The organism is Rhizobium giardinii bv. giardinii H152, assembly GCF_000379605.1.
GTDB lineage: Bacteria > Pseudomonadota > Alphaproteobacteria > Rhizobiales > Rhizobiaceae > Pararhizobium > Pararhizobium giardinii.
In genome coordinates, this window is sequence record NZ_KB902578.1 from 214,932 (window position 1) to 229,837 (window position 14,906).

Consider the following 14,906-nt stretch of genomic DNA (forward strand, 5'->3'; position numbering starts at 1 on the left):
AAAATCTAATGAAATCGAATACTTTGATGGGCCCGAAGGACGAAGAGGCGTCGAAACCACTATTTTCTGTCGCAACGTCCGGTTCGCCGCGCCAGAAAGCAGGAGATATAGCATCATGAAAGCGGGTGAGTTTGACCGGCGTTTCGACACCGGCGAGGACATCAGCGGCGACGCGGATTGGGAAAAGGGCTATCGCCCCAATCTGGCAATCAAGCGCGTTAACGTCGATTTCCCGGCCTGGGTTGTTGACGGGCTGGATAGGGAGGCACAGCGCTTAGGCATTACCCGACAGGCCCTAATCAAGATCTGGATTGCCGAACGACTCGGAGATCAAGGTGGCAACGCGTCCTGACTACCAGCGTCCATTGCACAGGCTAAGACGAAACCAGTTACCGATTGCCACCCGTTCCAGAGGTCCATCACAACAGGCGAGGACGAGGACACAATCATTGGCAAAAATAACGGGGTATCTGGCGAATCAGAGGATTTGGTGGGCGCAGCCAATCTTCCCAATACGGCACGACATGCTTGGGCCAGCGATCCTGACAACCTCGCCCCGGACGCCCCCTTGGGATGAAAGAATCATCTAGGGTGACGCCCACTGGCACCCGGATAAGCTGACACCAGTCTGGTAGTGCCTCGGTTTGAATTTTCTAATCGTGAAATGAATGGGTGCGATCGAGCCAGACAAGGAAGAAGGTATTTGCCTGAAAGAAGCCATGCACTCTCGCGCCAGCCGTTACATCAAGCCCGTAAAGTCTCACATCTGGGCTGACATCGGATGGCAGTGAGCACCTCTTGCCTTTATGCGCGTGACAAGTCTGTGTGGTTGACTGAATCTGAGCGACGGTGCGCTTTGCCTGCTTCGACATCCAAACGGACAAGTTCTTGAGTTCATCTTTCTGCCACGCAGAGAGGCATTCATGCTTTTGCTGAAAATATCGGAAGTTGATCCCGCAAAAATTATCGCCGGTCGCTTTCCCTGCGGTCGCATCTATTACTTGCGGCGACGTGACATCGCCGGTCTTAATCTTGAAGTGTTTTGATCCGTTTTTTCCCAATTCGTTCCGCGTAGAAATTACGCATCAAGAGCCTATCAATAGGTTCTGTGCATTTTGCCTCTGGCGGGAGCCCGCCTCGGGTAACTTTCCACGGGTCTTCTTTGTGAGTCAACGCCTCTAGCTTCTTGGCTCCCAACTGGCCATATTGTTCGTATACCTCGGACAGAAAGCCAACGAGGTTTTCCGGGATCGGCTTCGGCTTCTCCGGGGAGAGAGCGTCCCATCCGCTATCACGATATTTCGCATAAACGGTAGGTGACACGGGTCCATGAGCCCACGCCTGGAATTTCTCATTCGTCAGCGATTGATCGAAATTCGCAAGGAACCATGCTTCCGCGTAGTAAATTAACTTTTGGAGCTTGAGATGCGTCACAGCTTCACCAGCGTCCCTATCCGCGTGGTTGATAAACCACGTCGCCAGCGCCAGCGGCGAAACATACGCACCTTTTTTGAGCATAGAATCTTCCCCCCAGCCGAAGTTCCATGGGATCGTTATACATGATTTTTGCGGTTTTGAATCGGCTAGAACGCGCCTTATGCGATCTCATTGCGCTTTTTATAAGGGCTGCGCGGGCCGAACTTCGGAACGCGAGCATCGATAAGTTCGCCAATCCGTTCGAAATCGCGAACCGCCTCCTAAAGACCAGATTCCCTAGCCGGGGTCACGCGAAGCGACTTATGAATTTTGCGAGAGTTGTAAAACACGGTGTAGAGCGCTTGGTTTTCAAATCATGCTTGCGGAATCATATCCGCAAGCATTATGCTTGCGGAATCGAAATGCAAGCATAGGGCAGGACCATGATGGATAAAGACCCCAAGAAGGTAGATGCCGCAAGGGCGCGCGCTAATGCGCTAACGCCTGCGGAAAGGAGTGAAATCGCGAAGCGTGCGGCTGACACCCGATGGAACAAAGACTTACCGGAAGCAATCTATACGGGCGAGATTGAGGTGGGCGATGCTCAACTGTCATGCGCCGTACTTGAGAATGGCATTCGAGTTCTCACTCAAAGCGATATGATGAGGGCGTTGGGACGGTCGAGACAGGCGAAAGGGCGAGGCTTCTATGATGCCGACGTCAACTTACCTGCATTTTTGACGGCTAAGAACCTAAAGCCATTTATTCCCAATGAGTTATACGTGACGTCGAGCCAGATCGAATTTAGGCTTCCATCCGGTCAGAAAGCATTCGGGTATCGTGCCGAAATGCTGCCCCAGGTGTGCGAGGTTTATCTCAAGGCACGCGATGGGGGTGGACTCACCAAAAATCAGGAACACATTGCAAAACAAGCAGACATTCTAATACGGGGCCTTGCTACCGTAGGCATAGTAGCGTTGGTCGATGAGGCCACCGGTTATCAGCGCGACAGAGCGGCGGATGCTCTGGCTCGCATTCTGGAAAAATTCATCGCCAAGGAATTGCAGCCATGGGTTCAGACTTTCCCTGACGTCTTCTATGAGCAGCTCTTCCGTCTTCGGAAACTGGATTTCCCGCGCGAAACGGTGAAACGCCCACAATATTTTGGGCACCTGACTAACGATATTATTTATGATCGGCTGGCACCGGGGTTGCGTGAGGAACTGCGAAAGACAACCCCAAAATTGCCGTCTGGCCGCCGTAAACATCATATGCACCGGAAGTTAACCCCTGACATGGGGCATCCCAAACTTCGAGAGCATCTCGCATCAGTCACGACTATCATGCGGTTGAGCGCGACATACCAGGATTTCAAAAGCAATCTGGACAAAATCCATCCTCGCTACGGTGAAACAATCCCGATGGATTTTGGTAGCGAGGGACTTTAGCTGTTACCCCACCGCTTTTCGGCAGCCTTCTCGGCCCAACGTTCCGGCGTCATATTCTCGGCACACCTCTTCCCGACGTTCGCGCCGAGCACCTTTGCGGTTGTATCCTTGCCATCATCAATGTGCCCCTTCGCCGCGACGGCGGAGGCTCAACGGTGGTTGGCAGACAGCCAAAGCGAACATGTGGAATCGCGGACGTCATAGCGTGCTACCGCTACGGCTCTCTCGAAGCGATTCCCTCAGCTTATCCATCCCATCACCGCTATCCAATGCGTTGAACGCGATGTCTAACTGAACGCGGTCCCAAATCGCCTGTGCTCGCAAGCGTTTGCACCTTGGCATGGTTCCATCAACCACCATCTCGTCAAATACTTTCGGTGCCACTCCGACGTAGCGCGCAGCTTCGTAGCGGCTGAGACCTCGCGGCGGATAAGTTATTACGTCCGATATCGCGACTGGTCTTAGATAGGCATTGGAAAGCTCCGCGATATAGTTTTCCTGCTCCGCCTGAATTTCCGCGAGTTGTTGATACCGCTTGAGAAATTCGGCATCACCGGGCTCTCCTGGAATGTGATAGGCACCACCACCTCTCCCATATTGCCACGATACCCCGCCACGCCGGTCAAGTTTCCCGAACGCGCCGGGAAATTGGGGATGCGTTAGTTCCAACTTTTTGCGACTCATTGTTTTTTCCAAATTCAAAACCAATCGCTCAGTACACTCGCATTAGTTGTATATGAGATCAAGTTAGCTTTTTTTGAGGGGGTTCGAGTCCGCCCCTTTAATAAAAATCAATAGGTTAGAAATTTTTCAGTTAACGAAATACTTTAGAAAACAATATCTAAGTATTTGAATTTAAAGGATTTGGTGGGCCCGGAGGGACTCGAACCCCCAACCAAGCGGTTATGAGCCGCCGGCTCTAACCATTGAGCTACAGGCCCTGCCCCGGATCCGTCCGGCACCGCCGACCAATGGCAGACGGCGGTGGACTGGCTCTAGCGGAAAACGGGTTTTCCCACAAGACGTTGCCGCAATCCCTACACAATCAATCCTCAAGAAGGGTGGCAGGGACGAGACACAACCGGAGAGAACCCATCCATGACCCCTACCTATTTTCGCCGCGCGCTGACGACCACCGTCCTGGCGGCCGTCTTTGCGGGCTTCGCGGGCACGGCTGCCCTTGCGCAGGAGAAGGAGCCGCGCGAGGCGGTTGTCACCGTTTTCGGCGAGGGCCACGCGCAGGTGGCACCCGACATGGCGATCCTCTCCTTCAGCGTCGTCAAGGATGCAAAAACCGCCCGCGAGGCGCTCGACGCCAACAACAAGGCGGTGGCGGCCGTACTCAACGCGCTGAAGGCCGGCGGCATTGCCGAGCGCGACCTGCAGACCTCGGGCTTTGCGGTCAATCCGCAATACCAATATCCGGACAACAACGACGGCGGTAACCGTCCGGCGGTCCTGACCGGCTACCAGGTCGCCAATTCGCTGACCATCAAGGTGCGCGACCTGGCCAAGCTCGGCGAGATCATCGACCAGGCGGTGACGCTCGGCGTCAACCAGGGCGGCTCGATCCAGTTCACCAACGACAAGCCGGAAGCGACGATCATCGAAGCCCGCAAGGAGGCGGTGGCCGATGCCGTTGCCAAGGCCAGGGTGCTTGCGGAGGCAGCCGGCGTGGCTCTTGGCCGCATCGTCGAAATTTCAGAGAACTCATCCCGGCCCGAACCCTTGCCGATGATGCGCACCATGGCAAAGGAATATGCTGCCGATGCGGTGCCGATCGCGACGGGAGAAAACAGCTACAACGTCACCGTCAACGTCACCTTCGCGATCACCCAATAATATCGGATCGCCGACGACCGTGGAAAAGTAGACCCCGCTTCGGCGGGGTTTCGCTTTGGTGAGGCAAAGCAGCCGCTCAAATCATCCCCCCTTCCCGGCCTTGTGACGGGCGCTTCATGCGGCGGAGATCGGGTGGCTGTCGTGCGCCTGCCACGCAGGATGCCCCAAGCCGTGGCGATAAAACAAAGACGCCCCCCGCGGATGAACCGCGAGGGGCGAGACTTTCCGCCGGCCGGGGGAGACGAGACGGAAGGAATTGGGGTCTGCCGACCGGCCGCTGATGCCAGCCTCAGGACGGCAAGCTTGCCGCTAGCGGCCGATCACCGGGCAACCGCGTGCATTGGCGAAGACGATCCGGCGATAATCGCCATGGCGGCGGCCCTCGACGACGACGCGGCGCCACGAGACGTCAGCGACGTAGGCCCGGCGCAGGCCGTAGTCACGCGCCTTGTCGACGGCAAGCCACGGAGCGCAACGACCGCGGCGCTCACGACCCCAGCCGTCACCCCAGTCCGGGCGATGGCGGCGATCCCGGCCCCAGTCGCGTTCGTCGCCATAGCCATCGCGATACTGAACATCGACGACGCCGCCGGAATGGATGCCGAATGTCAGCGTTTCGGCGGCAGCCGGGACGACCGTTGCGCCGAGACCCGTCAGACCGATGAAGCCGGCAAGTGCCAGTTTTGTAAGGATCCGTCTCATGAGTGTTTCTCCGTGTTGGGTCAAAATTCAAACGTCCGCCCGTTGTTTTTGCTTCGGGGCATGGAACGAAAGATAAGCCGGGGCGGCTGAACGGAAGCAGAATCCGCCGTTCATCGGCGGTTCAGGCGGCCGATGCGGGGAGCGAATCGCGGGAAGGCAAGCGCGGAGGTTAGCGGGCGAGCTCTTTTTCGAAGACCCGGATGTTGCGGTAGTGGCTGAGCCGGGTGACGGCGCCGTTTTCGATTTCGAAGACGAAGACGCTCGGGATCGAATAGGATTGGCCGCTGGCGGCGGGGAAGCCGGGCATGGTTTCGCGGTAGGTGCCGCGGGCGGTGGCATCGATGGCGATGCGCTGGCCGAAGCCATCGTGCATCAGCACCATGTCGCCGAAGGTCTCGTCGAAATGGCGGAAATAGCTCATGACACTCATGCGCAGCGGGCCGGCGCCGATGGTCCGCTGTCCCGTCAGCGAATCAAGCGCCACGTCCTCGTCGAGAAAGGTGGCGAGCGTGTCGAAATCCCGCTCGTTCAGGGCCTCCATGAAGCGGCTGGCGATCGTCTGCGCGTCAGTCAATGAACTTCCCCCTGATTGTCGAGCCCCAGCCCTATTGTCGTGCCCAAGCCCTGCGGCCACCACTCGAAAGTAACGCCAACGCCCTGATTTTGTTCCGCAATGGAAGCGGACGACAGGGTGAGACTGCACCGGCCGACAGCCGCTGTCCAGCGCCAAGGCGACATCACCCGGAAAGATGCAGGACGACCTCGCGCCGGTGCGGCCGGTCGCGGTGTTCGAACAGATAGAGGCCCTGCCAGGTGCCGAGCAGCAGCCGGCCACCGGCCACCGGAATGCCGATGGAGACCTGCGTCAGCGCCGCCTTGATATGGGCCGGCATGTCGTCGGGTCCTTCCGCCGTGTGGACGATCCAGCGCATCGACGGATCGGTCGACGGCGGCACCAGGCGTTTGAAGAACCGGTCGAGATCGTGCTTCACGTCCGGATCGGCATTTTCCTGGACGAGGAGCGAACAGGAGGTGTGGCGGACGAAGACGGTGAGCAGCCCCTCCTCCCGCCCGCTCTCGCGGACAAAGGCCTGCGCCTCCCGGGTGAATTCGTAGAGGCCGGAGCCGCGGGTGGCGAGCGTGATGATGGTCTGTGGCATTGTCTGTCTTCCGGCCCGCCCGCGGCAATGGCGGGCAGGCTTGTCGGTGCGCGTTCAAAAACGGAATAGTCATAGTTCCATGAAGCTCTCGAAGCCACCATAGATCATCCGCTTGCCGTCGAAGGGCATGGTCCATTTGTCGCTTGCAAGCCGCGGGTCGGCCATGACCTTGGCGTTGATCTCGTCACGCGCCTGGCGCGAGGGATAGGTGATCCAGGAAAAGACGACGACCTCGTCCTCCTTCGCCTGCACCGCGCGCGGGAAGGAGGTAAGTTCGCCATAGGGCACGTCGTCACCGATGCACTCGACATAGGACAAGGCGCCATATTCCTTCCAGACCTCGCCGGCGGTACGGGCCATGTGCTTGTAGGCTTCGATATTGTCTTTCGGCACGGCGAGAACAAATCCATCGACATAATGCATTTGAGGTTTCCTCCACTGTGAACCATGCCAAGCGAAATGGCGCGGCAAGCCGGATCGTCAACCGAGGGAACAGAGAAAAGGCGACAGTGCGCAGCGCACCCAGACGCTCTTCCGTTCTTGTTTGCTCTTCTATCCGGACACGCCTTCTCGTTCACGCGGCGGCTTTTTCGCCCGTGCTTCAAGTCATTTCGGTTCGCCGGCCTCACGGGGCCAGGCGGGATCGGCCGGGGCACGTCGGGTGCCTCAGTTAAGTAATAGTAGGTGACACGCGACGTGCCCCGTCTCGGTGGTTTTTACCTGCAACTNCGGTTTCTCTGCGGGGATGGCGGCACCTTTTTTCGGCACAGGGTGGCGCTCGACTTTTACCNGATTGCTCCAGCATCGACGGCACCACGAAAGGCCTGTCTTCCGACACGCCAGTCGCCGCTCCTCATGTGTGCCTCACAGGCACGCCCCGCCCTGTTTCAGGCGAGAGGGAAACCATTTTCTGCAGGCCCCCGCGGCCGCGCCTGCGTTTCAAACACAGACCGAAGGCACCGGCCCCGCCTCGCCGGCAACGCTATCCGGTGTATCCGATGGCGGGACAAGCGGAGTATGGCACAGGCGCAAAAGGCAGGGATGAACGGGGATTTTGAAGCGAAGGCTATCAGCCGCTTCGAGGTGCAGGCGGCGGCTTTGCACCAATAGCGGACTTCGGACGCCCATCGGCTGATAAAGTGTGGCGTTTTGATGAGTAAGAGGTAACTCAGTCGAAAACCAGAAGAAGGAGCTAAGCGGGCGCAGCTACAAGCGGAAAAACAAGCCAAGCATGAAGTGCTTGCCGCCGAATTCATGCGTTGGGAGCGCAGCGCAAAACCGAATGATTATTGGGGGGCCGCCTCGTGAACAGTCCCCCTTTGCAAAATCCCTAGAGGGATAAAAGCTCCGAGCGGCGGCCTTATGGAAGCCACCGGTTTGACATAAGCGGACGTTAGCTGAACAAGAAGTCGTGCTTGTCGAGTTGCGCTAACTTGACCGTTTCAAGGAGAAGCGACCCCTCGTCGTAGGTGATAAGCAAGCCGCCAGTCGTGTCAGCTGCATGGTCGAGTACGTCGGCAAACGAGTGCAGGCCAACGTCATGGAAAAGGATTGCATCCTTACCGGCTTTGCCAGCTTTGAAATCCATGATGATATCGTCACCGGCATCTTTTTCGAACACGAATACGTCGGGGCCACTAAAGCCGTAAAGTTTATCGGTGCCGGCCCCGCCGTAGATGCGGTCTTCGCCTCTACCGCCTGAGATAAAGTCGTCGCCGCTATCACCGTACAGTTTGTCGTCGCCCCTACCGCCGTACAGTTCGTCGTTGCCGGTGCCACCTTTGACAATGTCGTCGCCGAGCTTCGCATCGATGACGTCGTCACCACTTCCGCCGTAGATGACATCGTCACCAAAACTGCCGATGATTCGGTCATTTCCGCTGTCCCCGAATAGACGATCCCCTTCATCTCGTCCGCTGCTGCCTTGGATGCGATCATCCCCAGCACCACCATGAATGACGTCGCTTTCTCCACCGCCCCTGAAGCTGTCTTTGCTTGATGATCCGACCACATTGAAGGCATCATTATATATCGTGCCATTGAGCTGCATGAAATTGCCGTCGGATGCCTGATCGAAGATCGTCTGCAGATCTGGGCCGAAAATTTCGAGGCCGGACATGGTCATCTCTACAGATTGGCTGAATGTTCCATCAACCGCCACCGCAGTCTGCTGACCGAACGAGATGCTATCGAGGGTGCCGACAACGTTGCCGGTGTCGGGATCAAGAGTCCAGCCGGTGGAAGAATGAAAAATGACGCCGCCGCCATCTGCACCAATAAACGCATAATCGGTCACATCCGTGTCCGTGGAGAGCGTTGCAGAAACGTTGTCGAACGACGCGAATTTTTGGCTGAGATACCGGCTAAAGCTGATGCCGATACCATTGTTGTCGGGATCAAATGCGTTGATTTGAACTGTCATGAGGTCCCTCCTAGAACCTAGTTAAAATTAAGTAAAAACAAAGCCATAGGCATCAAGAGTGGCACAAATACGCTGCCGAGGAAATACCCGCGCTCAATGTTCGGTGGCTGGAATGCGGAGCCGGCGGCCGTGACAGGACCCTGACTTACGCGAACCGGACCGCTGCTCTCGCCCGCGCCTTTGCGGCTGCTTCCTCGCGATCGCGAGGGGGTTGAGACGTCTCCAGCGAATCGAGCAACTCGCGCGCGCAAGCGGCGATCGCGTCGACCGCACGCTCGAATGCAGCCTCGTTGCGCTTCGATGGTTTGGTTGTTCCGCTCACCTTGCGGACGAACTGAAGCGCGGCATCATGAATCTCCTCGTTCGTCGCCGGCGGATCGAAATTGAACAGGGGCTTAATGTTTCGGCACATGGCTTGCTCCCGGGCGCTTTTCTCTGCCACTGCGGGTGGCGAAGCATATAAAAATAGTCGCGTGAGGGCCATTTGCAACGGGCTGGCCAGGCCGAAACCACGATGGAAAGCTGCGCACCGCAAAGCAAGGTGGCTGTTTCACTTCGGTTTGAAGGTCTCAATTGCGCCAGAAGCGGACCTGAGCTCTGCTTGAGAAGTAGCCGCTTTGTGGCCGGAAGGAGACTGGCCGCATCTGGAGCGTTGGCCAGAAATGCAGACTTAGCGCAGCTCGGGTCTCCCCCGGAACGCAATTCGCGAACAGAACTGGGCACTTCCGCCGAAAGCCCCCGCTCGCCGCCCATCACCAGGCGTTCAAGAACCATCCGCTTTCCGTGGATACTCATTTCCCCGTCGTCCACTTCGACGCCGTCGGTCACAAAGAAGGATGACGGCTCGATGGAGGTGGAGATCGCCTGGACATTACCTCTGACCAACTGTTGACTCACCCGCGGCTGAACAATAACTTGCGAACTCGGTCGTTAGGCTTGTCCTCACATGACGGATCAGTCTCTTCAGCGTCGCCTTGCCGCCATCGTCGTTGCCGATGTGGTGGGATATTCACGCCTGATGGAGGCTGATGAAGTCGCAACGCTGGCGAACCTCAGGGAACTCCGTTCTGGCGTTATCGAGCCGGCTGTGATGCGTCACAACGGTCGCATCTTCAAGCTCATGGGAGACGGATTCTTAATCGAATTCGTTAGCGCGGTGGACGCGGTCACAGCTGCGTTGGAAATGCAACGGGCCACCACTGCTGTTGAGGCTTCCGGAGACCGGCGCCTGCTTTTGCGTGTAGGCGTCAATCTGGGAGATGTCATTGACGACGGTTCAGATGTCCTCGGCGACGGGGTCAATGTCGCGGCGCGCCTCGAGACGCAGGCCGCACCGGGAGGTATCTGCATTTCAGCCAAAGTTCACGGCGAGATCGTCGGCAAGATCGGCGAGCAGTTCTTTGATGCAGGCGAACGCTACCTAAAGAACCTGACTCGCCCGGTCCACGTGTGGCATTGGCCGGATGCGCTGCAGAGCATATTGCCGCTGCCTGAATGTCCCTCGATCGCTGTGTTGCCGTTCACGAATATGAGTGGGGATGAAGCGGACGCGCCTTTCGTCGACGGCTTGACGGAAGACCTGATCACCGACCTTTCCCGTACGGCTGGCCTGTTCGTCATCGCGCGCAATTCCGTGTACGGCTACAAGGGCAAGCCGGTCGACGTACGGCTGGTCGCCCAGGAGCTCGGCGTCCGTTACGTCCTCGAGGGGAGCGCCAGACGCGCAATGGGCCGTGTCCGCATCAATGCCCAATTGATCGACGCGCTTGGCGGCCAGCACTTGTGGGCCGACCGGTTTGACAGGACGGTGGAAGATGTTTTCGAATTACAGGATGAAGTTAACGCCAAGATTGTTGAAGCCCTCGTCGGCCGGCTGACCATCCCGAAGCAGCGCAATCGGCCGAAGAACTTTGAGGCGTACGATCTGTGTGTGCGCGCCCGCCTCCTGACGGAAGAGTCGCCGCAAACTGAGCGTGAGGCCTATATGCTGCTCCAACGCGCGGTTAAGCTCGAGCCATCATATGCCGAGGCGCTCGGTCTGCTCGCCTATAACCGTTGGCTTGCCTGGACTCATTTCGGCGAGCCCGAAGATCCTAACCGTCGGATGGCGGCGACGTTCGCCCAGAAGGCGGTCGACCTGGATCCCAACGATGCCGGCTGCCGTTACGTTCTGGGGACCATTTTGGCTTATGAGCGGCGATGGGATGAATCGGAGGCCGCTTTCGCCAAGGCCCTGGAGCTGGACCCCAACCACGCCGACACCTGGGCCGCCATGTCGGACATGTCCGTGCTGGACGGCAGGGTTGCCGACGGACTAGCGCAGATCGAAAAAGCTCTGCGGCTCAATCCCCATCCAACCTGCTGGTATCTTTGTCATCTTGGGCAGGCGCAATACGCCGCGCGTGACTATGAGGCGGCAACCGCTACACTCCGCAGGAAAGATACGTATCGTACCAACTCACGCAAATTCCTGGCTGCTTCGCTTGCGCAGTTGGGCCACCTTGAGGAGGCGCGGCGAGAAGCAGAATTGTTCCTGATCGCCCACCCTCATTTCACGATCGGCCATTGGCTCAGCTCCCAGCCGCTGCGCGATGCATCTGTACGAGACCACTTTGTCGAAGGCTTCCGAAAGGCTGGCCTGCCGGAGATGTGACAGCGGGTGGGGACAATCCCGACGCGTTCGAGGACTTGATCAACGGATACGCACTGCGCGAGAACGGCGGGCCGAAATGTGGGCGCAAAGCGGTCATAGATGCCGAGATCGCCGAACATCGGCTTTGGGGCAAAAGGGGCCCCTTACAGCATTCCCATACTCAACCGCCCGCCATCTCCAACGCCCCCGTATCCTCCCGTTTGCCCACGGCACCATCGACAATCTGCGCCAGCCGCTTGCCGGTCGTTACGTCGAAGAAATGCAGGCGTGACGGGGCGATCGTCAGGGCGATCGTGTCGGAAAGTTCGATTTCCGGGGATAGCGCCGCCGTCAGTTTCTTGCCGTCCAGCATGCCGTGCACCAGCCGCTGGGCGCCCAGTTCCTCGATGTAATCGACCTTCATGGTCAGGGACTGTTCGCCCGCCCGGGCGACGCGCAGGTCTTCGGCGCGGATGCCGATGGTGAGTTCGGTCGGCAGGGCGGACAGGCGGTCGCTTTCCAGCACCTGGCTGCCGAAATGCAGGCGGCTGCCCTCGCGCGTGGCGCGTAGAAGGTTCATGGCCGGCGAGCCGATGAAGCTTGCGACGAAGGTCGAGGCGGGCGTGTGATAGACGTCGAGCGGGCGGCCGATCTGTTCGATCTGGCCGCCATTGAGGACCACGAGACGATCGGCCAGCGTCATCGCTTCCAGCTGGTCGTGGGTGACGTAGAGCGACGTCGTGCCGAGGCGCTTCTGCAACTGCTTGATCTCGCCGCGCATCGTGACGCGCAGCTTGGCGTCGAGATTGGACAAGGGCTCGTCGAACAGGAAGGCGGCGGGCTTGCGGACGATGGCTCGGCCCATGGCGACGCGCTGGCGCTGGCCGCCGGAAAGGGCGCGCGGCTTGCGTGTGAGGTATGGCTCGATCTCCAGCATGCGGGCAGCTTCCGCCACGCGCGCATCGATCTCGGCCTTCGGCGTGCCGCGGTTCTTCAGGCCATAGGCGAGATTGTTGTAGACGGTCATGTGCGGATAGAGCGCATAGTTCTGGAACACCATGGCGATGTCGCGCTCGGCCGGCTCGATATCGTTGATCACCCGATCGCCGATTTCCACCGTGCCCTTTGAGATCGCCTCGAGCCCGGCGACCATGCGCAAAAGCGTCGACTTGCCGCAGCCCGACGGGCCGACGAGCACGATGAACTCGCCGTCGGCAATGTCGAGCGAGACGGATTTCACCGCCTCGACGCCGCCGGCGTAGATCTTCGAAACATTGGTGATGTTGATTTGAGCCATGGTGGCCAATCCTTTACTTGTCGCTTTCGGTCAGGCCCTTGATGAACCAGCGCTGGAAGATCATGACGATCATCACCGGCGGCAGCATGGCGAGGATCGCCAGGGCAAAGGCCTGATTGTAATCGGGAATGTTGGAGCCGACCCAGACGAGCAGGATCTGCTTGATGCCGCGCACCAGGGTGAAGAAGCCTTCCTCGGTGGTCATCAGCGTCGGCCAGAGATACTGGTTCCAGCCATAGACGAACATGATGATGAAGATCGCCGCCATCATGGTTTTCGAGAGCGGCACGATCACGTCGATGAAGAACTTGAAGGGCCCGGCGCCGTCGATGCGGGCGGCCTCCAGGAGTTCGTCGGGGATCGACTTGAAGAACTGGCGGAAATAGAAGGTGCCGGTGGCGGACGCCAGAAGCGGCACGATCAGGCCGGTATAGGTGTTGGTGAGGTGCAGCGTGTTCATCACCTCGTAAGAAGGCAGGATGCGCACTTCGAGCGGCAGGAGCAGGGTGGTGAAGATCATCCAGAAGGTGATGGTCGCAAAGCGGAAGCGGAAATAGACCAGCGCATAGGCGGCCAGCATGGACAGCAGGACCTTGCCGGCCGCAAAGCCGAGCCCGAGGATCAGCGAGTTCATCATCATCCGCAGGCCCGTGATCTTGCCGGTGAAGCCGCCCTCCTTGGTCAGCACCGTCTCGTAGGTCTCGATGAAATGGCCGCCCGGCAGGATCGACAGGCCGTTGCGGTGGATGTCGGCCGCCTCGTGGCTGGAGGTCATCAGCGCCACCAGCAGCGGCCCGACCATGAGGAAGACGCCGGAGAGGAGGATGACGTGGTCGAAGAATTTGGTGCGATACATCGGTCCGCCTCCGCTCAATTGTAGTGCACGCGCCGCTCGATGAAGCGGAACTGGAAGATGGTGAGCACGAAGACGATGATCATCAGGATGACGGACTGGGCCGAGGAACCGCCGAGGTCATTGCCGCGGAAGCCGTCCATATAGACCTTGTAGACCAGCGTGATCGGGTTGTTGGCGGCCTTGTCCTTCACAATCACGTCGATGACGCCGAAGGTGTCGAACAGCGCGTAGGTGGTGTTGATGATCAAAAGGAAGAAGGCGGTCGGGGCGAGCAGCGGCAGGATGACGGTCCAGAAACGGCGCAAGCCCGAGCGGCAGTCCATGATGGCTGCCTCGCGCACGGAGACCGGAATGCCCTGCAGGCCCGACAGGAAGAAGATGAAATTGTAGGGGATCTGCTTCCAGACGGAGACGACGATCATGGCGAAGGCGGTATCGTTGTAGTTCAGCCCGACCTTCATCTCCCAGCCGAACAGGCCCGCAAATTTCACCAGCGGGCCGATATGCTGGTCGAACATCATCATCCCCATCAGGCCGGCGACCGGCGGGGCGATCGCATAGACCCAGATCAGCAGGGTCTTGTAGGCGGCATTGCCGCGGATCACGCCATCAGCCTTGACGGCAAGCAGCAGGCCGATCGAAAGCGAGAAGAAGGTGACGAGCGCGGTGAAGACGGCGGTGAAGCGGGCGATGCCGAGATACTCGTTCGATTTCAGCACGTCGGTATAATTGGCAAGCCCGACGAAGGAGGAGCCGAAGCCGAAGGGGTCCTCGAGGTAGAAGGACGACTGGATCGCCTGCACCGAGGGCCAATAGAAGAAGATGAAGATGATCGCCATCTGCGGGGCGAGGAAGAGATAGGGCAGGAGCGGCGAATTGAATTGCACGCGCTTTGCCGATGTGTCTTCGGACGGTCTTGCTTTGAAACGACGAAAAAGGCCGCCTGCCCCACTGGGGAACGGGGCTGCCGGCGTCGGTGACGATAAAGGCGCGTGCGTCATGGCTGACTTTCGAAGATGTGTGGTGGAGGAGGGAAATGCCCCTCACCCTAGCCCTCCCCGCGCGCGGGGAGAGGGGATGATCGCGTGTGTGGCGCCGTCTCTTGTCATCCTGGGATGACGGAAGGTGCGG

At 58.7% G+C, this 14,906-nt stretch carries 16 protein-coding genes and 1 tRNA gene; 4 read left to right on the forward strand and 13 right to left on the reverse strand.

Translation table 11 applies throughout. The features are described from left to right. Window positions 1-115: 115 nt before the first annotated feature. Window positions 116-352: a type II toxin-antitoxin system BrnA family antitoxin gene (gene brnA / locus A3AY_RS0101065; RefSeq protein ID WP_018323816.1), complete on the forward strand. Its 237-nt coding sequence runs from the start codon at window positions 116-118 to the stop codon at window positions 350-352. A gap of 301 nt (window positions 353-653) precedes the next feature. On the opposite strand, the gene A3AY_RS41320 is transcribed toward brnA, so the two are convergent. Together A3AY_RS41320 and A3AY_RS0101075 are read right to left on the reverse strand one after the other, a co-directional pair. Then, on the reverse strand, window positions 654-1,061 hold the full coding sequence (locus tag A3AY_RS41320) for an MAG6450 family protein (protein WP_420830239.1): 408 nt from the start codon (window positions 1,059-1,061) through the stop codon (window positions 654-656). After that, window positions 1,027-1,518 (reverse strand): Panacea domain-containing protein, encoded by a 492-nt coding sequence (locus A3AY_RS0101075; RefSeq protein WP_018323818.1) that lies wholly within the window; start codon window positions 1,516-1,518, stop codon window positions 1,027-1,029. The genes A3AY_RS41320 and A3AY_RS0101075 overlap by 35 nt, the downstream gene beginning before the upstream one ends. A 341-nt stretch (window positions 1,519-1,859) precedes the next feature. Between A3AY_RS0101075 and A3AY_RS0101085 the strand changes: the two genes are divergently transcribed. Further along, complete coding sequence (locus A3AY_RS0101085; RefSeq protein ID WP_018323820.1) at window positions 1,860-2,864, forward strand: P63C domain-containing protein; 1,005 nt, start codon at window positions 1,860-1,862, stop codon at window positions 2,862-2,864. A gap of 198 nt (window positions 2,865-3,062) precedes the next feature. Here the strand turns inward: A3AY_RS0101085 and A3AY_RS40255 are convergent, their stop codons facing one another. Then, window positions 3,063-3,548 (reverse strand): hypothetical protein, encoded by a 486-nt coding sequence (locus A3AY_RS40255; protein ID WP_018323821.1) that lies wholly within the window; start codon window positions 3,546-3,548, stop codon window positions 3,063-3,065. Window positions 3,549-3,729: 181 nt separating this feature from the next. Further along, a tRNA-Ile gene (locus A3AY_RS0101095) sits at window positions 3,730-3,805 on the reverse strand. 157 nt (window positions 3,806-3,962) lie between these two features. Between A3AY_RS0101095 and A3AY_RS0101100 the strand changes: the two genes are divergently transcribed. Further along, window positions 3,963-4,706 (forward strand): SIMPL domain-containing protein, encoded by a 744-nt coding sequence (locus A3AY_RS0101100; protein ID WP_018323822.1) that lies wholly within the window; start codon window positions 3,963-3,965, stop codon window positions 4,704-4,706. Between the two features lie 309 nt (window positions 4,707-5,015). Here A3AY_RS0101100 and A3AY_RS0101105 read toward each other — a convergent pair whose 3' ends face one another. The 6 genes from A3AY_RS0101105 to A3AY_RS0101135 form a co-directional block, all read right to left on the reverse strand. Further along, the gene (locus A3AY_RS0101105; protein WP_018323823.1) at window positions 5,016-5,408 is read right to left on the reverse strand and encodes a hypothetical protein; all 393 of its coding nucleotides are present in this window, start codon (window positions 5,406-5,408) and stop codon (window positions 5,016-5,018) included. A 169-nt stretch (window positions 5,409-5,577) separates the two neighbouring features. Beyond that, window positions 5,578-5,982, reverse strand: a complete 405-nt coding sequence (locus tag A3AY_RS0101110) for a ketosteroid isomerase-related protein (protein ID WP_018323824.1) — start codon at window positions 5,980-5,982, stop codon at window positions 5,578-5,580. A gap of 163 nt (window positions 5,983-6,145) precedes the next feature. Then, entirely contained in the window at window positions 6,146-6,568 is a 423-nt protein-coding gene (locus tag A3AY_RS0101115; RefSeq protein ID WP_018323825.1) for a secondary thiamine-phosphate synthase enzyme YjbQ, read from the reverse strand. Between the two features lie 69 nt (window positions 6,569-6,637). Further along, a complete protein-coding gene (locus tag A3AY_RS0101120) occupies window positions 6,638-6,991 on the reverse strand; it encodes a DUF1428 domain-containing protein (RefSeq protein ID WP_018323826.1) in 354 nt (117 codons plus the stop codon). Window positions 6,992-7,961: 970 nt separating this feature from the next. Beyond that, on the reverse strand, window positions 7,962-8,990 hold the full coding sequence (locus A3AY_RS36940) for a calcium-binding protein (RefSeq protein ID WP_018323828.1): 1,029 nt from the start codon (window positions 8,988-8,990) through the stop codon (window positions 7,962-7,964). Between the two features lie 145 nt (window positions 8,991-9,135). Next, window positions 9,136-9,402 carry a DUF2277 domain-containing protein gene (locus tag A3AY_RS0101135; protein WP_018323829.1) on the reverse strand — a complete coding sequence of 89 codons (267 nt, stop codon included), beginning with the start codon at window positions 9,400-9,402 and terminating at the stop codon, window positions 9,136-9,138. A 534-nt stretch (window positions 9,403-9,936) separates the two neighbouring features. Between A3AY_RS0101135 and A3AY_RS0101140 the strand changes: the two genes are divergently transcribed. Beyond that, window positions 9,937-11,643 carry an adenylate/guanylate cyclase domain-containing protein gene (locus tag A3AY_RS0101140; protein ID WP_018323830.1) on the forward strand — a complete coding sequence of 569 codons (1,707 nt, stop codon included), beginning with the start codon at window positions 9,937-9,939 and terminating at the stop codon, window positions 11,641-11,643. A 160-nt stretch (window positions 11,644-11,803) separates the two neighbouring features. Here the strand turns inward: A3AY_RS0101140 and A3AY_RS0101145 are convergent, their stop codons facing one another. The 3 genes from A3AY_RS0101145 to A3AY_RS0101155 are packed head-to-tail and all read right to left on the reverse strand — an operon-like array spanning window position 11,804 to window position 14,614. Further along, window positions 11,804-12,919, reverse strand: coding sequence for a sn-glycerol-3-phosphate import ATP-binding protein UgpC (locus A3AY_RS0101145; protein ID WP_018323831.1), 1,116 nt, complete (start codon window positions 12,917-12,919; stop codon window positions 11,804-11,806). Between the two features lie 13 nt (window positions 12,920-12,932). Further along, window positions 12,933-13,775 (reverse strand): sn-glycerol-3-phosphate ABC transporter permease UgpE, encoded by an 843-nt coding sequence (ugpE, locus tag A3AY_RS0101150; RefSeq protein ID WP_018323832.1) that lies wholly within the window; start codon window positions 13,773-13,775, stop codon window positions 12,933-12,935. Window positions 13,776-13,789: 14 nt separating this feature from the next. Further along, complete coding sequence (locus A3AY_RS0101155) at window positions 13,790-14,614, reverse strand: ABC transporter permease subunit (protein WP_051108272.1); 825 nt, start codon at window positions 14,612-14,614, stop codon at window positions 13,790-13,792. Between the last annotated feature and the right edge of the window lie 292 nt (window positions 14,615-14,906).